At 61.0% G+C, this 20033-nt stretch carries 20 protein-coding genes; 10 read left to right on the top strand and 10 right to left on the bottom strand.

Going from position 1 to position 20033, the window contains the following annotated elements; all coding sequences use genetic code 11:
• Window positions 1-85: 85 nt before the first annotated feature.
• Window positions 86-2662 (bottom strand): bifunctional acetate--CoA ligase family protein/GNAT family N-acetyltransferase, encoded by a 2577-nt coding sequence (locus tag AAHA41_RS21785; protein ID WP_323070726.1) that lies wholly within the window; start codon window positions 2660-2662, stop codon window positions 86-88.
• Between the two features lie 73 nt (window positions 2663-2735).
• Complete coding sequence (locus tag AAHA41_RS21780) at window positions 2736-2927, bottom strand: hypothetical protein (protein ID WP_019446537.1); 192 nt, start codon at window positions 2925-2927, stop codon at window positions 2736-2738.
• A gap of 191 nt (window positions 2928-3118) precedes the next feature.
• Here AAHA41_RS21780 and AAHA41_RS21775 point away from each other — a divergent pair, with 191 nt between their 5' ends.
• Window positions 3119-3985, top strand: a complete 867-nt coding sequence (locus AAHA41_RS21775) for a hypothetical protein (RefSeq protein WP_203974004.1) — start codon at window positions 3119-3121, stop codon at window positions 3983-3985.
• On the opposite strand, the gene ilvY is transcribed toward AAHA41_RS21775, so the two are convergent.
• Window positions 3974-4867 carry an HTH-type transcriptional activator IlvY gene (ilvY, locus tag AAHA41_RS21770; protein WP_323070725.1) on the bottom strand — a complete coding sequence of 298 codons (894 nt, stop codon included), beginning with the start codon at window positions 4865-4867 and terminating at the stop codon, window positions 3974-3976. The genes AAHA41_RS21775 and ilvY overlap by 12 nt on opposite strands.
• A 221-nt stretch (window positions 4868-5088) precedes the next feature.
• Here ilvY and ilvC point away from each other — a divergent pair, with 221 nt between their 5' ends.
• Window positions 5089-6570, top strand: coding sequence for a ketol-acid reductoisomerase (ilvC, locus tag AAHA41_RS21765; protein ID WP_204384754.1), 1482 nt, complete (start codon window positions 5089-5091; stop codon window positions 6568-6570).
• A 156-nt stretch (window positions 6571-6726) separates the two neighbouring features.
• On the opposite strand, the gene pgi is transcribed toward ilvC, so the two are convergent.
• The 5 genes from pgi to coaBC all read right to left on the bottom strand — a co-directional run bounded on the left by pgi (window position 6727) and on the right by coaBC (window position 12124).
• Entirely contained in the window at window positions 6727-8376 is a 1650-nt protein-coding gene (gene pgi / locus AAHA41_RS21760; RefSeq protein ID WP_323070724.1) for a glucose-6-phosphate isomerase, read from the bottom strand.
• A 338-nt stretch (window positions 8377-8714) separates the two neighbouring features.
• Window positions 8715-9551: a mechanosensitive ion channel domain-containing protein gene (locus AAHA41_RS21755; protein WP_323070723.1), complete on the bottom strand. Its 837-nt coding sequence runs from the start codon at window positions 9549-9551 to the stop codon at window positions 8715-8717.
• A 165-nt stretch (window positions 9552-9716) separates the two neighbouring features.
• The gene (gene slmA, locus AAHA41_RS21750) at window positions 9717-10313 is read right to left on the bottom strand and encodes a nucleoid occlusion factor SlmA (RefSeq protein WP_005339495.1); all 597 of its coding nucleotides are present in this window, start codon (window positions 10311-10313) and stop codon (window positions 9717-9719) included.
• A 68-nt stretch (window positions 10314-10381) separates the two neighbouring features.
• A complete protein-coding gene (dut, locus tag AAHA41_RS21745) occupies window positions 10382-10840 on the bottom strand; it encodes a dUTP diphosphatase (RefSeq protein WP_005339498.1) in 459 nt (152 codons plus the stop codon).
• Between the two features lie 81 nt (window positions 10841-10921).
• On the bottom strand, window positions 10922-12124 hold the full coding sequence (gene coaBC / locus AAHA41_RS21740; RefSeq protein WP_323070722.1) for a bifunctional phosphopantothenoylcysteine decarboxylase/phosphopantothenate--cysteine ligase CoaBC: 1203 nt from the start codon (window positions 12122-12124) through the stop codon (window positions 10922-10924).
• Between the two features lie 148 nt (window positions 12125-12272).
• Between coaBC and radC the strand changes: the two genes are divergently transcribed.
• The 6 genes from radC to AAHA41_RS21710 all read left to right on the top strand — a co-directional run bounded on the left by radC (window position 12273) and on the right by AAHA41_RS21710 (window position 15944).
• Entirely contained in the window at window positions 12273-12947 is a 675-nt protein-coding gene (gene radC, locus AAHA41_RS21735) for a DNA repair protein RadC (RefSeq protein ID WP_033113596.1), read from the top strand.
• Window positions 12948-13083: 136 nt separating this feature from the next.
• Window positions 13084-13320: a 50S ribosomal protein L28 gene (gene rpmB / locus AAHA41_RS21730; RefSeq protein WP_005307492.1), complete on the top strand. Its 237-nt coding sequence runs from the start codon at window positions 13084-13086 to the stop codon at window positions 13318-13320.
• 11 nt (window positions 13321-13331) lie between these two features.
• Window positions 13332-13499 carry a 50S ribosomal protein L33 gene (rpmG, locus tag AAHA41_RS21725; protein ID WP_005307500.1) on the top strand — a complete coding sequence of 56 codons (168 nt, stop codon included), beginning with the start codon at window positions 13332-13334 and terminating at the stop codon, window positions 13497-13499.
• Window positions 13500-13592: 93 nt separating this feature from the next.
• Window positions 13593-14048 carry a hypothetical protein gene (locus tag AAHA41_RS21720; protein ID WP_323070721.1) on the top strand — a complete coding sequence of 152 codons (456 nt, stop codon included), beginning with the start codon at window positions 13593-13595 and terminating at the stop codon, window positions 14046-14048.
• Window positions 14049-14082: 34 nt separating this feature from the next.
• Window positions 14083-14895, top strand: coding sequence for a bifunctional DNA-formamidopyrimidine glycosylase/DNA-(apurinic or apyrimidinic site) lyase (gene mutM, locus AAHA41_RS21715; RefSeq protein ID WP_041210777.1), 813 nt, complete (start codon window positions 14083-14085; stop codon window positions 14893-14895).
• 176 nt (window positions 14896-15071) lie between these two features.
• Window positions 15072-15944, top strand: coding sequence for a VirK/YbjX family protein (locus AAHA41_RS21710; RefSeq protein ID WP_323070727.1), 873 nt, complete (start codon window positions 15072-15074; stop codon window positions 15942-15944).
• 73 nt (window positions 15945-16017) lie between these two features.
• Here AAHA41_RS21710 and coaD read toward each other — a convergent pair whose 3' ends face one another.
• The gene (gene coaD / locus AAHA41_RS21705) at window positions 16018-16503 is read right to left on the bottom strand and encodes a pantetheine-phosphate adenylyltransferase (protein WP_005342079.1); all 486 of its coding nucleotides are present in this window, start codon (window positions 16501-16503) and stop codon (window positions 16018-16020) included.
• A gap of 134 nt (window positions 16504-16637) precedes the next feature.
• Between coaD and AAHA41_RS21700 the strand changes: the two genes are divergently transcribed.
• Window positions 16638-17675, top strand: a complete 1038-nt coding sequence (locus AAHA41_RS21700; protein ID WP_041210780.1) for a glycosyltransferase family 9 protein — start codon at window positions 16638-16640, stop codon at window positions 17673-17675.
• Between the two features lie 337 nt (window positions 17676-18012).
• Here the strand turns inward: AAHA41_RS21700 and AAHA41_RS21695 are convergent, their stop codons facing one another.
• Window positions 18013-18789 carry a glycosyltransferase family 2 protein gene (locus AAHA41_RS21695; RefSeq protein ID WP_031227896.1) on the bottom strand — a complete coding sequence of 259 codons (777 nt, stop codon included), beginning with the start codon at window positions 18787-18789 and terminating at the stop codon, window positions 18013-18015.
• 208 nt (window positions 18790-18997) lie between these two features.
• Here AAHA41_RS21695 and waaF point away from each other — a divergent pair, with 208 nt between their 5' ends.
• Entirely contained in the window at window positions 18998-20032 is a 1035-nt protein-coding gene (gene waaF, locus AAHA41_RS21690; RefSeq protein ID WP_203973997.1) for a lipopolysaccharide heptosyltransferase II, read from the top strand.
• Window position 20033: the final 1 nt, after the last annotated feature.

Below are 20033 nucleotides of genomic sequence, written 5' to 3'. Positions count from 1 at the left end.
TCCCTCCTTTTGGTGTGTAATTGCGGTCATTTTTCGGATGATTCGCAACCATTTGTACTGGATTGCTCGCAGCCACCCATCCCCATCACTGGGCTACAGCCCCACAGGGAAGAGCCATATTGACCACCCCCTCCTCCATCTGGACATCAATGGTAAAGCCGAGTCGTTTGGCGAGGGTCACCATGCCGCGATTGCTTGGCATGGTCATGCCGGAGAGTTGGCCGATCCCCTGCTCGCAGGCGTAGCGGATGATCTTCTCCATCATCAGTTTGCCGAGCCCCAGTCCTTTCAGGTCGGAACGAACCAGAATGGCAAACTCGGCATCGCTGAGATCCGGCGTCGAAATGGCGCGCACCACCCCGAGAATCTGATCTTTGCGTTCCCCATCCTGCCCTACGGCGACAAAGGCCATTTCACGGTCGTAATCGATCTGGGTCATGCGGGCCAGCTCTTCATGGCCCAGCTCACCCACGTCGGCGAAGAAGCGTTTGTACCTATCCTCATCGGAGACCCGCAGCACGAATTGTTTGTGGGCCGGCTCATCTTCCGGGCGAATGGGACGCAGCAGAACATGGCTCTGATCCTTGAGCCAGGCTCCCTCTTCCAGCTCGGTCGGGTAGGGGCGGATCGCTAGGCGACTGGCGGGGGAAAGTGTTGGGTCGGCCAGCGTGACGCTGGCATCCAGCACTACCATCTCGGTGCCACAGGCTTGCAGCGGATGAAGATCCAGCTCCTGTATTTGCGGGAAGGCGAGCAGCAGTTCGGATAGCTGGCAGAGCGCCTGACCGAGGGCATCGATATCCAGCCGATCCGGAGTGGCATGTTCACGGATCTTGCGACTCTTGAGCGCACCGATGATCTGGTAACGGGCCAGCGCCTGATTGAGCGGTGGCAGCGCTGCAACCATCTCCTGTGGCTCCGCGCCCGATTCACCGAGCAGGATGACAGGGCCAAAGATGGCGTCTTGCTGGATTCGAACCCGCAGCTCAAGGCCACCGCTGCGCCGCGCCATGCGCTGTACCAGCAACCCTTCAATGCGGGCGCCGGGATCGTGCTGTTTCACCCTGTCCAGAATGGCATCGGCAGCTTGCGCCACCTCGGCCGAGGTACGCAGATTGAGCACCACACCATGCACGGCAGATTTGTGCAGGATATCGGGCGAACGGAGTTTGACTGCCACCGGGTAGCCGATTTGCTCGGCAGTCAGGGTTGCCTCGATGGCATCGGTGACGATCCAGGTGGGCAGGGTCGCGAGCCCGGCTGCTTGCAAGATGGGGTGGGCGAGATGGGTATCCAGCCTCAGCTGTTTGCGCTCCTGCGCCTGGCGGATCAGCTGCTGGCAGAGCTCGATATTGAGCTGGTTGCCGTGCAGGGAGGCGGGGGTCTCCATCAGCTGCTTCTGGTTGCGGCGGTACTCCACCATATGCATGAAGGCGGCCATGGCGCTTTCCGGGGTACGGTAGGTCGGGATGCCCGCTTCGGTAAAGAGTTTGCGCCCCTCCTGCGCCGAGTACTCGCCTGCCCAGTTGGTGAGGATATTGAAACGGCGAGCTCTGGGGTGCTGTTTCAGGTGGGCGATAAGGTGGCTGGCCAGCGGTGCGCTGGGGGCTGTAAGGGAGGGGGCATGAATGATCAGGATGGCATCGATCCCCTCTTCCCCGAGCAGGTTGTCCAGCGCTTCCTGATAGGTGGCGATGGTGGCATCGCTGCCGATATCGAGCGGTGGGCGTGCCAGTTTGCCGCCCCGCTCCAGCAGCACATCCACTGCCATATTGGCCAGCCCGCGGCCATTGGAGATGATGGCGAGCCGCTCGCCCTTGAGGGTCATGGAGTGGCTGAGGGTTTCCACTGCGGCAAACAGCTCGTGGGTATCCCGTACCCGCAACATGCCGGCGCGGCGGATGGCGGCATCATAGACGTTGTCGAGGCCGTGGGCCGGATCGTGGCGTCCGCTTTTGAGCACCAGGATCGGCTTGTTGCGCGAGGCGGCTCGCGCTGCCGAGAGAAAATGGCGGGCATCGTGCAGCTTGTCCATATAGAGCAGGATGGCGCGGGTCACGCTGTCGCGGGAGAGTTGATCCAGCAGCTGGCCAAAGTCGATGTCGCAGTGATCGCCAAGGGAGATGAAGGCAGAGAATCCCAGCTCATGCTGCTTGGCCCAGTCGAGAATGGTGGTGCTGACCGCGGCAGACTGGGAGAGAAAGGCGACCTGCCCGGGCTTGGCGGCAATCGGTGAAAAGCTGGCATTGAGCCCCTGACCGGGCAGCAGCATCCCCATGCTGTTGGGGCCGAGCAGGCGGATGCCATATTGCTTGCAGAGCCGTTTTAGCTCCTGCCGCTCATCTTGTGAAAAATCGGCGGCGAGGATGATAGCTGCGCCCGCTCCCTTCTGGCCAAGCGCCTCCAGCAGGGGGATGACCCGTTCCCGGCGAGTGCAGATGATGGCGAGATCCGGAGCCAGTGGCAGGCTGGCAATGTCGGGATAGGCCAGCACGCCGGCCACTGCTTTGCTGCGCGGGGTGACCGGCAGGATGGGCCCTTTGAAGTGGCCCGCCAGCAGGTGGCGGACGATGACATGGCCCGCTTTGTGCGGATCGGTCGAGGCGCCGATGATGGCGATTGATTGGGGTTTGAACAGCCGATCCAGACCGCTTGCGTTCATGGGCACTCCCGTCGAAAGGGGGAAGATACCAGTCTAATACCTCTTTGTTGCAGGTTCTGTGACCGGCTCCCGATCACCGTTTGTTGAGGGCGTTGGCGCGCAGGTAAAAGCGCAGCTCCCCCTGTACCCGGCGGATGGCACCGAGGTGACGCTCCTGCAGATAGATCTCCTGCTCCCTGTCCAGCAAGGTGCTGGGCAGACCCATGCTTTGCAAATACTCCTCAAACAGGGTTGAACCCTTGATCTCGACCAGATGCTGTTTCATGGCGCTCCTCCCTGATGTAGTTCGATGATGGCGAATATTCAGTCTGCGATCCCTTGCCCGGTTTGCCTATTGTCACTTCTGACATGAGACGGGACAGGAGAAGGTTCACACATCTGGCAGCGAACGCCGCATCAGGCCCTTGGCTGGCGTTATAGTATGACCAGAAGCATGGCGCTTGGATGGTGCAGGGAATGAAGCGAGTCGGATTGTGGTGCATGGTGTTGTGGCTGTGGGCGGCGGATGCGTCGGCTGCCGTGCAGTCGATCCGCGCCTGGAATCTGCTGCTGGAGCATCCCAACCCGGCAGTGGTGCAGTTGTTGCGGCTCTCCCTCGATCTGACGGTGCCTGAATATGGCCCCTACCAGCTGGTCTCCAGCCCGCCGATGGAACAGGGGCGGACTGTGAAAGAGCTGCACAGCGGCGAGCTGGTTCAGGTCGGAGTGTTTGCCCCCGACGAGGAGCGGGAAAGGGATCTGCTGGCGGTACACATTCCATTGGCCAAAGGGCTGCTCGGCTGGCGGGTTTGCCTGATCCGGCAGGGGGATGAGGGGCGCTTTGCCGCCATTCATTCGCTGGCCGACTGGCGCCACTCCGGGCTCATCATCGGCCAGCACAGATCCTGGCCTGACACCCAGTTGCTGAGGGCCAACGGCCTCAATGTGATGGCGGGCAACCTCTACGAAGCGTTGTTCAACATGTTGCGCAAGCAGCGTTTCGACTGCTTTTTGCGCTCCGTCATTGAGGTCGAGGATGAGCTGAAACAGCACCCGGATCTGGCCATCGAGCCCCATCTGGTGTTTCGCTATCCGCTGGCGCTGCTCTTCTTTGTTTCGCCCAAATATCCGGAGCTGGCGCAGCGCATCGAGCTTGGCCTGCAGCGGGCGCGGCAAACCGGGGATTTTGACCGGATCTTCGAGGAGGGGTTTGGCAGCACCATCCGCCGTTTGCAGCTCGACCAGCGGCAGCGCCTCGAGCTGAACAACCCTGATCTGCCGTTGTCGAGTCGCAAGATGATGGCCGACCCGACGCTCATCTACCAGCCCGTCTCAGCGCAGTGAGTTCTGGTTCTGTGCCGTATCCCAGAAGGCGCGGATCAGCGGCTCTTCCAGTCGCTTCTTGAGCACCCCGATCCCCACATCAAATGGCTTGAAGGCGGGCTTGAGGTCGATGATCCGCACCTTGTCGCCGAGCGGGCTGTGGTCGATCACCGCCGCCGGCACCAGCCCCACACCACAACCGAGCGCCACCATGGCGACGATCCCCTCGTTACCCGCCACTTCGGCGTAGATGTTGGGGGCGATCCCCTTGTTGCGAAACCACTGATCGCTGCGTTTGCGGGCCAAGCCCTGCTCGGAGAGGATGACCGGCAGCTGCTCCCAATCAGGTTCTCCCTGACGGAACCACAGGTTCAGTTGCGGGGCGTTGCGCGGCGCGATAAAGACCAGCGGCACCTGCTGCAGGCTGGCGAACTCCAGCTTGGCGGGCAGGGCGTCGGGGCGGGCAGCGATGGCGAGATCGGCCTCGTCGGCCAGGATCTTGTCCACCGCCAGCGCCGGGTCGCCGGTCTCCAGCTTGATCTCCAGTTGGGGGTAGCGGCGGCGAAAGCGCTCCAGTACCTCGGGCAGCAGAAAGTAGCTGGCGGTGACCGAGCAGAAGACCCGCAGCCGCCCCTGCAGCGGTTCATCGCTGCGTTTGAGCTCCTGCTTGAGCTGACGCCACTCCTGCAACAGGCCGCCACCAAACTCCCGCAGCTTCTCGCCCGCTGGGGTGAGCCGCACCGAGCGGTTGTCCCGCTCGAACAGGATGCAGCCGGTCTCCTGCTCCAGCCGCTGGATCGCGCGACTCAGGGTGGAGGGGCTGACCGCCATGGCATCGGCGCTCTTGCCGAAGTGGAGGGAGTCGGCGAGGTGGAGAAACAGCTCGAGATTGCGAAGGTCCATCTTTCAGCTCCTGGCGCGGCATGTGTGCCCAATATCCAGCGGTTGGCGGCTTGTTTCTGCCATCTCGCGGTACATTCAGCAGGCAATTATGAAGGATTAACGTTTCAATTATTGCAACGTACTGTTTCGAATATATCAGTTCAGGCAATAAGTGTCCCGCGCTATAGTGGTTCAGACAACGCCGCTACCCGGCATGGAATCAATCGAACGGAGCAATCACCATGGCTAACTATTTCAACACCTTGAACCTGCGTCAGCAGTTGGCCCAGCTGGGCAAGTGTCGTTTCATGCAGCGCGAAGAGTTCGCGGACGGCTGCAACGTGCTGAAGGGCAAGAAGGTGGTGATTGTGGGCTGTGGTGCCCAGGGGCTGAACCAGGGTCTGAACATGCGCGACTCCGGGCTGGATATCTCCTACGCCCTGCGCAAGGCCGCCATCACCGAGAAGCGCGCCTCCTGGCAGAAGGCTACCGACAACGGCTTCGCGGTCGGCACCTATGAAGAGCTGATCCCGACCGCCGATCTGGTGCTCAACCTGACCCCGGACAAACAGCATTCCGACGTAGTGAAAACCGTGATGCCGCTGATGAAGCAGGGCGCCGCATTGGGTTACTCCCACGGCTTCAACGTGGTGGAAGAGGGTCAGCAGATCCGCTCCGACATCACCGTCGTGATGGTGGCGCCCAAGTGCCCGGGTACCGAAGTGCGTGAAGAGTACAAGCGCGGTTTCGGCGTACCGACTCTGATCGCCGTTCACCCGGAAAATGACCCGAAAGGCGAAGGCATGGCCATCGCCAAGGCGTGGGCCTCTGCTACCGGCGGCGACCGTGCCGGCGTGCTGGAGTCCTCCTTCGTGGCGGAAGTGAAATCTGACCTGATGGGCGAGCAGACCATCCTCTGCGGCATGCTGCAGGCCGGTTCCCTGCTCTGCTACGACAAGCTGGTTGCCGAAGGCACCGACCCGGCCTACGCCGGCAAGCTGATCCAGTTCGGCTGGGAGACCATCACCGAAGCCCTGAAACAGGGTGGCATCAGCCTGATGATGGATCGCCTTTCCAACCCGGCCAAGCTGCGCGCCTTCGAGCTCTCCGAGCAGCTCAAGACCTTGATGCGCCCGCTGTTCGAGAAGCATATGGACGACATCATCGCCGGTGAGTTCTCCCGCGGCATGATGGCCGACTGGGCAGAAGATGACGTCAAATTGTTCACCTGGCGTGAAGAGACCGGCAAATCTGCCTTCGAAAATGCGCCGGCGTTCGCTGGCAAGATTGCCGAGCAGGAGTACTTCGACAATGGCGTGGTGATGGTGGCCATGGTCAAGGCGGGTGTCGAGCTGGCGTTCGAGACCATGGTGGCTTCCGGTATCTACGAGGAGTCTGCCTACTACGAATCCCTGCACGAGTTGCCGCTGATCGCCAACACAGTTGCTCGCAAGCGTCTGTACGAGATGAACGTGGTCATCTCCGATACCGCCGAGTACGGCAACTACCTGTTCGCCAACGCCGCCGTGCCGTTGCTGCGCGAGCGCTTCATGCCGACCCTGAAAGCGGGCGATCTGGGTGCCAGCAAGGCGGAAGGGCAGAGCGTGGATAACCTGGCGCTGCTGGCGGCCAACGAAGCGACTCGCAACCACCCGATCGAGAAGATCGGTCAGGTACTGCGTGGCTACATGAAAGACATGAAACGCATCGCTGTTGGCGGTTAAGTCAGCATCGGGCTGGGTGATGAAGGGGCGGGGATGACGATCCCCGTCGCCGGTCGGACTGGACACCCGACCGGCCAGCCAGAACAATCAGCCTGACAGTCATAAAAAAGCCCCGCTCATCGAGCGGGGCTTTTGCATTCAGAAAGGCTGGATAAATCAGGCTTTCCACGCTTTCCAGGTGTTGATCAGACCGTTGGTGGAGCAGTCGTGGCTGGTGACAGCCTCGTTGTTCCCCAGCTCCGGCAGGATCTTGTTGGCCAGCTGTTTGCCCAGCTCCACGCCCCACTGGTCGAAGGAGAAGATGTTCCAGATTGCGCCCTGTACGAAGATCTTGTGCTCGTACATGGCGATCAGGGCACCCAGCGTTTTCGGGGTCAGGCTCTTGAACAGGATGGAGTTGGTCGGGCGGTTGCCTTCGAACACCTTGAACGGCACCAGATCCTTGACCTGCTCCAGGGTTTTGCCTGCAGCTAGGAACTCGGCTTCGACCTCTTCCTTGCTCTTGCCGAAGGCCAGCGCCTCGGTCTGGGCGAAGAAGTTGGCCAGCAGTTTCGGATGGTGGTCACCGATCGGGTTGTGGCTGATGGCTGGCGCCAGGAAGTCACAGGGGATCAGCTTGGTGCCCTGATGGATCAGCTGGTAGAAGGCGTGCTGGCCGTTGGTGCCCGGCTCACCCCAGATGATGGGGCCGGTCTGGTAGTCAACCGGCTTGCCGTTGCGATCCACGTATTTGCCGTTGGATTCCATGTTGCCCTGCTGGAAGTAGGCAGGGAAGCGGTGCATGTACTGGTCGTACGGCAGGATGGCTTCGGACTCGGCACCGTAGAAGTTGTTGTACCACAGGCCAATCAGCGCCAGCAGCACCGGCACGTTCTGCTCATAGGAGGCAGTGGCGAAGTGCATGTCCATCTCGAAGGCGCCTTGCAGCAGGGCTTCGAAGTTCTCGAAACCGACAGACAGGGCGATGGGCATGCCGATGGCAGACCAGGAGGAGTAGCGGCCGCCAACCCAGTCCCAGAACTCGAACATGTTGTTGGTGTCGATACCGAACTCGGCCACGGCCTTGCCGTTGGTGGAGAGGGCAGCGAAGTGTTTGGCAACGTGGGCCTTGTCACCGGCGATGTTGATGAACCAGTCGCGGGCGGTCAGGGCGTTGGTCATGGTCTCCTGGGTGGTGAAGGTCTTGGAGGCCACCAGGAACAGGGTGGTTTCCGGATCGATCTTCTTCAGGGTCTCGGCGATATGGGTGCCATCGACGTTGGATACGAAGTGCATCCGCAGGTGGTTTTTGTAGGGACGCAGTGCCTCGGTGATCATCACCGGGCCCAGATCGGAGCCACCGATACCGATGTTGACCACGTGCTGGATCGCTTTGCCGGTGTAGCCTTTCCACTCGCCGGAGATGATCTTCTCGCAGAAGCCCTTCATCTTGGCCAGTACGGCGTTCACTTCCGGCATCACGTCCTTGCCGTCGCACTCGATGGGGCGGTCGGAGCGGTTGCGCAGGGCCACGTGCAGTACGGAGCGCCCTTCGGTCATGTTGATCTTGTCGCCATTGAACATGGCATCGATCGCGCTGCGAAGATCGGTCTCTTTGGCCAGATCAACCAGCAACTTGAGGGTTTCTTCGGTGATCAGGTTCTTCGAGTAATCAACCAGGATGTCGCCGCCGAAGGTCAGGGAAAACTTGTCAAAGCGCTTCGGGTCCTGCGCGAACAGATCCTTGAGTCGGGTCTCTTTGTTTGCTGCAAAGTGGGCTTCCAGTGCCTGCCAGGCCTGGGTTTGGGTTGGATTGATGTTTTTCATAGGATTCCTGAAATGCCAAGTTGTGTTTGAACCTTGCAGGCAAGGTCCCGCCAAACCTTATTATCCGAGCATTATAGCGAGCCGGCCGGGCGGCCCGTGTAACAGAGTTTTACCGATTGTCTTTTACCGCAATGGGGCAACCGTCGGGAGTATACAACCAGAACATCGGGATTATGAGTCACGAAAGCAAGGGGGATCTTGCGCTCGCTCATGATTGGGGCTGGCCCGCAGCTCTGAAATTGTTTTCATTCCGCCGGCCTGATTATGCAGCGGATGGCGCGCCAGAAATGACAATGCCAGCCCGAAGGCTGGCATTGTGGGTTGCTGCTTTACCGCGATCACGCCTGCGGTTTTTGCATGTGCATCACCATCTGCGGGAAGGGGATTTCGATCCCTTCGGCATCAAAGGTGAGTTTCACCTTCTCGTGGAAGTCGAACCAGACCCCCCAGTAGTCGCCGGTCTTGACCCACGGGCGCACCACGATATTGACCGAGGAGTCGGCCAGCGCGGCAACGGCGATGGTAGCGGCCGGCTCTTTCAGGATGCGCGGCTCTTCGTTCACCAGACGCTCGAGGATCTGCTTGGCCTTGCGCAGGTCGGAGCCGTAGCCGATACCAAAGGTCATATCGACGCGGCGGGTATCCATGCGGGAGTAGTTGACGATGGTGCCGTTGAGGATGGCGGAGTTCGGTACTACCACCATCTTGTTGTCACCGGAGGTGAGGGTGGTGGTGAACAGCTGAACGGATTGCACCACGCCAGACGTGCCTGCCACTTCGATAAACTCGCCCGCCTTGATGGGGCGGAAGATGATCAGCAGGAAGCCGGCGGCAAAGTTGGAGAGCGAGCCTTGCAGCGCCAGACCGATGGCCAGACCGGCGGCACCGATGATGGCGACGAAAGAGGCGGTTTGCACCCCGACCCGGCCCAGCGCGGCGATCACCACGAACACCAGAATGGCGTATTTGAGGATGCTGCCGACGAAGTGGGTGACTGTGGTGTCGAGCTTGCGCGCCTGCATCACTTTTACCACGCCACCGCTGAGCAGATTGGCTGCGATATAGCCGACCAGCAGGGTGAGCAGGGCGGCCGCGATGTTGACGGCATACTCGATCAGCAGGCCCTGGTTATTGACCAGCCAGGTCTGCGCTTCGGTAATGATTTCGGGTTCCATAGGATGTCCTTTCGGGTGCTAAAGGTTTATGGCGCATGAATCTAACATCGCAGCGCGACAGTCCGGGTCGCATCTGGTGCTTATTTTACTGCCATAAAAAGCTGCCACAAAAAAGAAGGGAGGCCAAGGCCTCCCTTCTTCATGCTCGGTGAAAAGCGCTGCCGCTCAGCTCTGCAGGAGCTGGCTGCGGATAAACTGCCACTGATCCTCGAAGCCGGCGGTCGGCTTGAGCTTGAACTCGGAACGCACGAACTGGCTGATGCGGCCCTCGGTATAGGCCAGCAGCAGATTGGCCAGCATGGTCTCGTCGAGCTGGAAGCCCTGACCTTCACGCAGCCGCTTCTCGCGCAGTACCTGCTTGATCTGGGTCTCCAGCTTGTCAAACAGGATGCTGATGCGATCCCGCAACCGGTCATGCTCGCCCAGCAGGGCATCGCCGTTGAGGATGCGGGTGATGCCGGGATTGCGCTCGGCGAACACCAGCAGCAGCTGCAGGATGTGGTGGCAGCGAGCCATGGTGTCTTTCTCTTCCGCCATGATCAGATTGACCCGTGACAGCAGGGAATCCTCGATAAAGTCGATCAGCCCCTCGAACATCCGCGCCTTGCTTGGAAAGTGTCGATAGAGGGCTGCTTCAGAGACGCCGACCTCGGCCGCCAGACGGGCCGTGGTGATGCGCTGGCCGGGACTGGTTTCCAGCATATGGGCGAGCGCCTGCAGGATCTGATCGCGCCGACTCTGTTTCTGATTACTGCTTGCCATGGATTCCCCTAAAAAAACAATGGCTTGATTCTGTTATTAGGCACCGCCCATCAGGCTGGTGTGGTCTGTTATTGGCGACCAGAAGAACCAAAACCGCCTTCACCCCGTTCGCTCTGGTTGAACTCATCGACCAGTTGGAAGCTGGCCTGAACTACCGGCATGATCACCAGCTGGGCGATACGCTCGCCGGGTTGCATGGTGAACTCATCCTTGCCGCGGTTCCAGACCGAAACCATCAGCTGACCCTGATAGTCGGAATCGATGAGACCGACCAGGTTGCCCAGCACGATGCCGTGCTTATGGCCGAGACCGGAGCGGGGCAGAATGGTGGCACACAGACCCGGATCCTGGATGTGGATGGCCAGACCGGTCGGTACCAGAGTGGTATCGCCCGGAGCCAGAGTCAGCGGCGCATCCAGCAAAGCGCGCAGATCCATGCCGGCAGAGCCGGGGGTGGCGTAGGCGGGTAGCGGGTACTCGGTACCGATACGGGCATCCAGAATCTTCAGTTCAATTTGTGTTGTCATGAATCGCTTTTTCAGTTGGATCTTGTGTTGGCGCCCCTCTTGGCAAGGCGGGGCGCCGTGAGTCTTGTTCTTTCGGGACGCTTAGCGCCGATAGTGACACGCAATCAGGGCAACCAGATGACGGGCCAGCGTCAGCTTGTCGGCCAGCGGCAGAGGCGCCTGGCCCCCTTGCCAGAACACGGTCAGGGCGTTGTCATCGGCGTTGAAGCCTTGCCCCTCGCGGGATACATCGTTGGCGGCGATCATGTCCAACCGCTTTCGCTGCAATTTATCGAGGGCGTATTGTTCCACATCCACGGTTTCGGCGGCAAATCCGACAGTGAAGGGTTTGTCTGGAAGGGCGCCGACGGCAGCAATGATGTCGGGATTTTTCACCAGCTTCACCACCATCTGGTCGTTATCGCCGGTCTTCTTGATCTTCTGGCTGGCGACCTGCTCGGGGCGGTAGTCGGCCACCGCGGCGCAACCGATGAAGAGATCGCATTCTCCCACCCGGCTCATCACCGCCTGATGCATCTGCTCGGCGCTCTCGACATTGACGCGGGTGACGCCTGCCGGAGTGGCCAGTGCAACCGGGCCGCTCACCAGCGTCACCTCGGCGCCCGCTTCACGAGCGGCGCGGGCGATGGCATAGCCCATCTTGCCGGAGCTGTGGTTGCTGATGTAGCGCACCGGATCGAGCGCCTCGCGGGTCGGGCCGGCGGTCAGCAGCAGCTTGACGCCCGCCAGCAAGGGCTCGGCGGCCAGCTGCTGGCAGCAGCGCTCCACCAGTTCGAGGGGATCCAGCATCCGGCCCGGGCCCACATCGCCACAGGCCTGGCTGCCGGAGTCCGGCCCCCACAGCAGGATGCCGCGGCTGGCCAGGGTCTTGAGGTTGGCCTGGGTGGCTGCGTTGAGGTACATCTGCTGGTTCATGGCGGGCGCCAGGGCGACCGGTGCCGGGGTGGCCAGACAGAGGGTTGTGAGCAGTTCGTCGGCCATGCCGGCCGCCATACGGGCCATCAGGTTGGCGCTGGCGGGGGCGATCAATACCAGATCGGCCCACTTGGCCAGCTCGATATGACCCATGCCCGCTTCGGCAGCCGGATCCAGCAGGCTGTCCGCCACCGGATGGCCGGAGACCGCCTGCAGGGTCAGCGGCGTGATGAACTCCTTGGCGGAGCGGGTCATCACCACCCGCACTTCGGCACCCTGATCTTTCAGACGGCGTACCAGCTCGGCACTCTTGTAGGCGGCGATCCCGCCGCTGACACCCAACAGGATGCGTTTATCGGCCAATCTCATCTGCTGTTTCTCTATCCGGCTCACTTTGACTGGTCGGCTAAGATACCACAGGCAGGGGATGACGACAGGGGTTGGCATCAAGGGGTTGTGGCGGGGAACACGCAAATATTTGCTATGTTTTTCCTCAACAGGGAGAGAGGAGAGACAAATGAGCATCAAGGAGTGGCCGGAAGATGAACGCCCCAGAGAGAAGCTGCTGCGACAGGGGCCGACGGTGCTCAGCGATGCCGAGCTGCTCGCCATCTTCCTGCGCACCGGCGTCAATGGCCTGAGTGCGGTCGATCTCTCCCGTAACCTGTTGAATCAGTTCGGATCGCTGCGCAATCTGCTGGGCGCGGATCAGCGCGCTTTCTGCGAGGCCCATGGCCTTGGCCCGGCCAAATATGCCCAGTTGCAGGCTGTGCTGGAGATGGCCAAGCGCCATCTGGCGCAGCAGTTGCAACGGGGTGATGCCCTCACCTCGCCCCAGCTGACCCGCGACTATCTGCAAGCCCAGTTGCGGGATCGGCCGCGCGAGGTGTTTGCCCTGCTGCTGCTCGACAATCAGCACAGAGTCATTCAATTTGTTGAGCTTTTTTACGGCACAATCGATTCGGCGAGCGTCTGGCCAAGAGAAATCGTGCAGATCGCGCTCAAACATAATGCAGCCGCGGTGATTCTGGCGCATAATCACCCGTCCGGCGTCGCCGAGCCCAGTAGGGCCGACCGCCAGATCACGGATCGGATCACGGCCGCTTTGGCCCTGATCGATATCAGAGTGCTGGATCACTTGGTGATCGGTGATGGCATCACGGTTTCTTTTGCCGAGCGCGGTTGGCTATAACTGTGCTCTGGCACCGTATTAGTTGATCTTTGATCACGGATGCTGTATAAAATGCCGCCTTCTGTTTGCCCCGCAATCGAAGGCCAGCGGGGCAGATATTTGCTCGAGCAATGAAGTAAGATTTGGAGAGACTGACATGTCTAGAGTATGCCAAGTAACCGGCAAGCGCCCGGCAGTTGGTAACAACCGTTCGCACGCTAACAACGCTACCAAGCGTCGTTTCCTGCCGAACCTGCACACTCACCGTTTCTGGGTTGAGAGTGAAAAACGCTTCGTAAGCCTGCGCGTATCCGCAAAAGGCATGCGTATCATCGACAAGCGTGGCGTTGAAGTGGTTCTGGCTGAACTGCGCGCCAGCGGTGTTAAGGTATAAGGAATTAGATCATGGCTAAAGGTATTCGCGAGAAAATTCGCCTGAACTCCAGCGCCGGTACTGGTCACTTCTATACCACTACCAAAAACAAGCGCACCATGCCCGAAAAAATGGAGATCAAAAAGTTTGATCCCGTTGTTCGTCAGCATGTGATCTACAAGGAAGGCAAAATCAAGTAATTACTTGATGCTGCATTCCCAAAAACCCGGCCTTGTGCCGGGTTTTTTTATGCGCCGAATTCAGTACACTGCCGGTTCAAAGGGAGGCTTGCCATGTTCAAACTGAGCCGCAAAGGCTGGAACAACGTGATCATCGTGGTGGTACTGATCGTGATCACCCTGCTGCACCGGCTGGAACTGGCCCAGCAGGAGAACAGCGCCAAACGCGCGCGTCCGCTGTTGCCGGAGGATGCGGTGGTGCTTACCTGGCAGGGGCCAAGCTGGCAGATTGAGCGGATCGGCCATGGCTGGCGCAGTGGGCCGGATCTGGGGCTCGACAGCAATCAGCTGGCGGCTCATATCGCACGCTGGCAGGGCTGGCTGCTGCCACCCGGCGAAGCGGTACGCGGTGCCCCCGTTACCCTCAGGGTGTGGATTGCCGGGCAAAATGACCCGCAGATGATCGCTCTCTATCAGAACAGTGGCCAGTATGGTGCTCAGCTCCCCTCCGGCCTCTGGCTCTCCCTCACTGCCGAGCAGTATCGCGACCTGATGCGTCCTGCCCCCTGATTGTTCACCAGTCGACTCTGTTTGCGAGGTTCCAATGCCTGAATTGCCAGAAGTAGAAGTCAGCCGGCAGGGGATCTCTCCCTGGCTTACCGGCATCAAGGTCACCCGAGTGGTGGTGCGCGATGGCCGCCTGCGCTGGCCGGTGCCCGGCGAAATTCAGGAGCTGGTGGATCTGGTGATCCATCGGGTGCGTCGCCGCGCCAAGTATCTGCTGCTGGAGACCGATTTCGGCACCGCCATCCTCCATCTGGGTATGTCAGGCAGCCTGCGGGTGCTGGATATCGGCACCCCGGCCGAGAAGCACGACCACGTGGATATCGAGCTGGAGAATGGCAAGCTGCTGCGGCTCAACGATCCGCGCCGTTTCGGCGCTCTGCTCTGGACTCGCGACCCGGCCGAGGCGCATACCTTGCTGGCCAAGCTGGGGCCGGAGCCGCTCACCGATGCCTTCAATGGCGATTATCTGCGTGAGCGCGCCAAGGGGCGCAGCACTGCCATCAAGCAGTTCCTGATGGACAATCAGGTGGTGGTCGGGGTGGGCAACATCTACGCCAACGAGGCGCTCTTTGCGGCGGGTATCCACCCCAAACGGGCGGCGGGCAATATCAGTGGCGAGCGGCTGGAGAAGCTGGTGGCCGAGATCAAGCGGGTACTGGCCGAAGCCATCAGACAGGGCGGTACCACCCTCAAGGATTTCACCAGTGCCGACGGCAAGCCGGGCTATTTCGTGCAGCAGCTGCAGGTTTACGGCCGTGGCGGCCAGCCCTGTTTCCACTGTCAGACCCTGCTGAGCGAAGTGAAAATAGGCCAGAGAACCACGGTATTTTGCTCCCATTGCCAGCGTTAAGAGCACTTTTTCACCGAATTTGCGGAAAGTTGTAACAGCGTATTTCCCGGCTGTTGAAGATTTGCACAGTTGTCTCTAGTATCTCGCTCGTTCAGGCGGTTTGAGAAATAAAAATGACTGTTAAATCAATAGACTGGGAATATTTATCCCGGCTGGAGCGCTATTGCGCAAAATCCATGGCCAGCTACCTCTATCCGGAGGGAAGCGAGCGTCAGACCTTCAATCGCGGCAAGTTCGTGCTGCGCAGCCTGCTTTACCGCGAGCAGCTGACCCGTGTCTTTACCCTGTTTCAGGCCGAGCCGCTCAAAGCGTTGCCGGCCCGCTATCCCGAGCTGCTCGACAAGCCGATGCGTCCCTATCGCTTCGCCAGTGCCAGTGCCCGTCAGCGGGCCGAGATGCTGGAAAACCACTATCAGCTGCAGCTGAGTTGCTATCCGCAGCTGGTCGAGCCGCTCTATCTGGCGGGCGGCATCGAGCTGGGGCGTTATCCCCAGAGCGATTGCCGCATCGTGCTGCGCCATGACGGCACCTTCCGCCGCGAGGCCGAGCTGGCCCTCTCCATCATCGATAGCGAAGGGCTGCGTCTCTACAGCTGCGCCTTCTCGCTGGCTGGCAGCGCCGAGCAGCTGCATCTGGTGATCGGCTCCATGCAGGGGCCGGAACCCGGAGTGGCCAACGCGCAGGATAAGGTGCGCGAGCTGACCAAGGAGGGGCAGGGGCTGCGGCCCAAATCCCTGCTGGTGCAACTGGTGCAGCAGCTGGCGCTGGCGATGGGCAGCGGCGAGGTGCTGGCGGTGCGCAAACGGGCCCACGTGTTTCAGGCCAAGCGTTACAGCAGCAAGCAGAAGGCCAACCTGCAGGCCGATTACGACGAGCTGTGGCAGGAGTTTGGCGCGCAGGATGTGGATGCCAACTTTGTCGCCCTGCAGCTGCAGCCGCGCAAGCCGCTGGAGGAGATCGCCTCCAAGAAGCGGGCCATGTATCGGCGCCGTTACGAGTGGCTCGATCAGCTGGAGCTGGCGATCCGCGAGCAGTTTGCCCGCCGCTAGGCGTGCAGTGCGTTGATGCAACAAGGGCTACCCGCGGGTAGCCCTTGTTCGTTTCTGCCCATCAGGGGAGGGATTAGCGCTGCTGCTGTTTGGCGGCGATGGCCTGCGCCACCACGGGGTCGACAAACTGGCGGATGTCGCCACCGTGCAGCGCCACCTCTTTCACCAGAGTGGAGGAGATAAAGGAGTTCTCCTCCGCCGGGGTGAGGAATACGCTCTCAAGCGTGGGCATCAGGCGGCGGTTCATGTTGGCCAGCTGGAACTCGTACTCGAAGTCGGAGACGGCGCGCAGGCCGCGGATCAGCACGTTGGCCTGATGCTCTTTGGCAAAATCGACCAGCAGCCCGGAGAAGCCGACCACCTTGACGTTGGGAAGCGTGCTGGTCACTTGCTGGACAAGCTGGACACGTTCCGCCAGATCGAACAGCGGGCGCTTGCTCGGGCTGTTGGCGACGCCGACGATCACCTCGTCAAACAGCTTGGCGGCGCGGCCGATCAGGTCGGCGTGGCCATTGGTAACGGGATCAAATGTCCCGGGATAGATCACCCTGGTAGTCATCTTTGTGGTCCTGCAACCTGGAAATTTGGGCGCATTATAAGGTCGTCGCTTGAGAATAGCAGTGCATCAGGCAAGAATACGCCATCGCGCATCAAGCCTCCCTGCATTGGTGACAGGGAGCAAAGGGATTTTTTATGAAACGTATTCTGGTCGTTCGCAATGACAAGATTGGTGACTTCATGCTGGCGTGGCCGAGCTTCGCCATGCTCAAAGGCTCCATGGAGTGTCATGTGACTGCCCTGGTTCCGGCCTACACGGCCCCGCTGGCCCGGCTCTGCCCCTGGATTGACGAGGTGATCATCGATCCGGGCGTGCGAGCCGACAAGGAGCAACAGCGGGCACTGCTGGCCCGGATCAAGGCGGCGGCGTTCGACGCGTCCATCTGCCTCTTCTCCAACTCCCGCAACGCCATGCTGGTGTGGAAGGCACACATCCCTTACCGGCTGGCGCCGGCGACCAAGCTGGCGCAGGTGCTCTACAACCAGCGTCTGGTGCAGCGCCGCTCCCGCTCCCAGAAGCCGGAGTCCGAGTACAATCTGGAGTTGATCCGTCGCTTCCTGACCGATCATCAGGTCGCCGTGGTGGAGCCCAAGACTCCCTTCCTCAGTTTCGATGAGGCGAGCCTGCAGCAGGTGCGCGAGCAGCTAGCGGCCAAGCTCAAGCTCGATGCCAGCCGCCCCTGGCTGATGGTACACGCCGGCAGCGGTGGCTCGGCCAACAACCTCTCCATCGAGCAGTACGCCCGCATCATCATCAAGCTGAACCAGGCCTGCCCCGAGCTGCAGTGCGTGCTGACCGCCGGCCCAGGCGAGGAGAAGATGGCCGAACAGCTGGCGGCCGAGCTGCTGGCCCACGGCGGTAACGGCTGGATCTACCGCTCCAGCGACGGTCTGCCGATGTTCTGTCAGGTGCTGGCCAACGCCGCTTTGTTTATCGCCGGTAGTACCGGCCCGCTCCATATCGCCGGGGCGCTCGACGTGCCGACCATCGGCTTCTTCCCTATGCGCCGCTCAGCCACCCCGCTGCGCTGGAAGCCCCTCAACAGCGAGGGGCGTCACCTCGCCTTCAGCCCACCCGAGGACAGCGATCATCCGGAGGATATGAGCCAGCTTGATCCCAAGGCCATGGTGCCGGAGATGGCCCGCTGGGCGGCGCCCTTCTGGCGCAAGTAACCCATGCAGCAATGCAGACAGGGCCCCGCGGGGCCCTTTTTTGTATGGTGATGATCGCCGCTGACAGACCAGCAGATCGGACATTGCCCCGGCAGCCCTTTTGCGGCCCTGTCAGCACCCCGCTGACACGGTTCCTGCCGGTATAAGCTGGAGTGGGGTCATTTAAGCAAAACCCATAAATTCAGCTTATAGCGATCGAGCTAACCCCCGCTGCCACCCATCATGGCCATTGCGCGCCCTGCAAGGGCTCCGCCCGATCTGCCGCCATGCCATTCGCCCCTTGTTCCGCTGGAACAAGGGGCGAATTGACGAACTTGCGGTGAGGTGGGGGACGGCGCTATTCCGGCTGCTGCGGTTGCTGGCGCACCCAGAGGTCGGCGTATTTGACGAAGGTGGAGTGGGCGGAGAGGATCGCCAGCAGCAACCCCTGTTTGCCGTCGAGGAAGCCCGCCTTGAGCAGGTACATCTTGATGAAGCAGCCGACGGCGTGCATCAGCCCCTGACTGAGGGAGCCCTTCTTGCCGCGAGCGGTGCGCTGATCGGCCCAGGCGCGGGCATAACCGGCCGATTTGACCAGATAGTGCTCCAGATCCCGATAGGTAAAGTGGTGCAGATCGCCGTAGAGGTTGACGATCTTCATGTTGGCGCGCACCTCAACCTTTTCGTGCACCAGCGCCTCGTTGTAGCTGGTGAGTGCCTTGGGGTAGAGGCGCAGCACCCGATCCGGATACCAGCCGCTGTGGCGGATAAAGCGGCCAAAGACCCAGGAGAGGCGCGGCAGCGAGTAGATGGTGTCGCTGGCCGGATTGGCCATCACGTTGGCGATAGCGGTTTTCAGCTCGGGGGTGAGCCGCTCGTCGGCATCCAGCCACAGCACCCAGTCGGACTGCACATGAGACTGGGCCAGTCGGCGCTGTTTGCCAAAGCCGGGCCACTTGGCATTGACGAAGAAACGGGCCCCAAATTCGGCGGCGATGGCCGGGGTCTCGTCCTGACTGCCGGAGTCCAGAATGACGATCTCGTCCACCAGTCCGTCGAGGGAGGCGAGGCACTTGCGCAGGTTGTCGGCTTCATTCTTGACGATCAGAACGGCAGCCAGAGTCGGTTTTTTCACGAAATGGGGCTCTCGGTTGTTGCCCGTCTGGCGGGACATGCTCGAATTGGCGCCCATTCTAGCCTAAAAGCGTGGCCGGGGCATGACCCGGGTGGCGGCTGGCCGAGGCGATTACCAAGGATCTTCTGTTATTTATCCGACCATTCTTGGGGCATAATCTCGCCCAGTGATGATTAACCGCCGGGCCAGACCCGAGAGAAGACGCGTAATGAAAATATTGGTGATCGGCCCCTCCTGGGTCGGCGATATGGTGATGTCCCAGAGTCTCTACAAGGCGATCAAGGCCAACCATCCCGAGAGCGAGCTGCACGTGATGGCCCCCGCCTGGTGCTGCGCCCTGCTGGAGCGGATGCCGGAGGTGGACAAGGCGATCACCATGCCCCTTGGCCACGGTGACTTCAAGCTGGTGGCGCGCCGCCGCCTCGGCAAGCAGCTGGCGGCCGAGAAGTACGATCAGGCCATCGTCCAGCCCAACTCCATGAAGTCGGCGCTGATCCCCTGGTTTGCCCGCATTCCGGTGCGTACCGGCTGGAAGGGGGAGCACCGCTTCGGCCTGCTCAACGATATGCGCAGCAACAAGTCCGCCTTCCCGCTGATGGTGGAGGGCTATCTGGCGCTCGCCTATTCCAAGGAGCAGATGAAGAGCCGGGCCGATATTCCGACCATTCCCCACCCCTCTCTGCACGTCGATCTGGTCAACCAGAGCAAGGCGCTGGAGCGACTGGGGCTGGATCGCGCCCGCCCGGTGCTGGTGCTCTGCCCCGGTGCCGAGTTTGGCCCGGCCAAGCGCTGGCCGGAGGGGCACTACGCCGTGGTGGCCCAGCAGCATCTGGACGAAGGATGGCAGGTGTGGATCTTCGGCTCCAACAAGGATGTACCGGTAGCCAACACCATCCGGGATCGGGTCAACCTGCTGACCCGCCCCAACTGCCACGTGCTGGCGGGCAAGACCAGCCTGCACGAGGCGATCGATCTGATGGCGCTGGCCAGCCGGGTCATCTCCAACGACTCCGGCCTGATGCACATCGCCGCCGCCCTCAACCGGCCGCTGGTGGGCGTCTATGGCTCTACTTCGCCGCTCTACACCCCGCCGCTGGCGGATCGGGTCGAGATCGTTCACACCGACATCGAGTGTCGCCCCTGCTTCAAGCGCACCTGTAAGTTCGGCCATCTCAAGTGCCTGATCGACCTGGCGCCGGAGCAGGTGGTCGATGCCTGCAAGAAGCTGGAGCAGAGTCAGTAAG

Origin of the sequence: Aeromonas sp. SER, assembly GCF_038739615.1 — a bacterium.
GTDB classification, from domain to species: Bacteria; Pseudomonadota; Gammaproteobacteria; order Enterobacterales; family Aeromonadaceae; genus Aeromonas; species Aeromonas jandaei.
Note: the sequence above shows the minus strand (reverse complement) of the source record. Positions and strands in the feature narration are given on the sequence as shown.

Bases quoted from the DNA above. Each gene is read 5' to 3' on its own strand.
- AAHA41_RS21700 (WP_041210780.1), top strand. From the start codon at position 16,638: ATGAAACGTATTCTGGTCGTTCGCAATGACAAGATTGGTGACTTCATG.
- coaBC (WP_323070722.1), bottom strand. From the start codon at position 12,124: ATGAGATTGGCCGATAAACGCATCCTGTTGGGTGTCAGCGGCGGGATC.
- coaD (WP_005342079.1), bottom strand. From the start codon at position 16,503: ATGACTACCAGGGTGATCTATCCCGGGACATTTGATCCCGTTACCAAT.
- rpmG (WP_005307500.1), top strand. From the start codon at position 13,332: ATGGCTAAAGGTATTCGCGAGAAAATTCGCCTGAACTCCAGCGCCGGT.
- ilvC (WP_204384754.1), top strand. From the start codon at position 5,089: ATGGCTAACTATTTCAACACCTTGAACCTGCGTCAGCAGTTGGCCCAG.
- AAHA41_RS21775 (WP_203974004.1), top strand. From the start codon at position 3,119: ATGAAGCGAGTCGGATTGTGGTGCATGGTGTTGTGGCTGTGGGCGGCG.
- AAHA41_RS21720 (WP_323070721.1), top strand. From the start codon at position 13,593: ATGTTCAAACTGAGCCGCAAAGGCTGGAACAACGTGATCATCGTGGTG.
- AAHA41_RS21710 (WP_323070727.1), top strand. From the start codon at position 15,072: ATGGCCAGCTACCTCTATCCGGAGGGAAGCGAGCGTCAGACCTTCAAT.
- mutM (WP_041210777.1), top strand. From the start codon at position 14,083: ATGCCTGAATTGCCAGAAGTAGAAGTCAGCCGGCAGGGGATCTCTCCC.
- rpmB (WP_005307492.1), top strand. From the start codon at position 13,084: ATGTCTAGAGTATGCCAAGTAACCGGCAAGCGCCCGGCAGTTGGTAAC.
- waaF (WP_203973997.1), top strand. From the start codon at position 18,998: ATGAAAATATTGGTGATCGGCCCCTCCTGGGTCGGCGATATGGTGATG.
- AAHA41_RS21755 (WP_323070723.1), bottom strand. From the start codon at position 9,551: ATGGAACCCGAAATCATTACCGAAGCGCAGACCTGGCTGGTCAATAAC.
- dut (WP_005339498.1), bottom strand. From the start codon at position 10,840: ATGACAACACAAATTGAACTGAAGATTCTGGATGCCCGTATCGGTACC.
- ilvY (WP_323070725.1), bottom strand. From the start codon at position 4,867: ATGGACCTTCGCAATCTCGAGCTGTTTCTCCACCTCGCCGACTCCCTC.
- radC (WP_033113596.1), top strand. From the start codon at position 12,273: ATGAGCATCAAGGAGTGGCCGGAAGATGAACGCCCCAGAGAGAAGCTG.
- AAHA41_RS21780 (WP_019446537.1), bottom strand. From the start codon at position 2,927: ATGAAACAGCATCTGGTCGAGATCAAGGGTTCAACCCTGTTTGAGGAG.
- slmA (WP_005339495.1), bottom strand. From the start codon at position 10,313: ATGGCAAGCAGTAATCAGAAACAGAGTCGGCGCGATCAGATCCTGCAG.
- pgi (WP_323070724.1), bottom strand. From the start codon at position 8,376: ATGAAAAACATCAATCCAACCCAAACCCAGGCCTGGCAGGCACTGGAA.
- AAHA41_RS21785 (WP_323070726.1), bottom strand. From the start codon at position 2,662: ATGAACGCAAGCGGTCTGGATCGGCTGTTCAAACCCCAATCAATCGCC.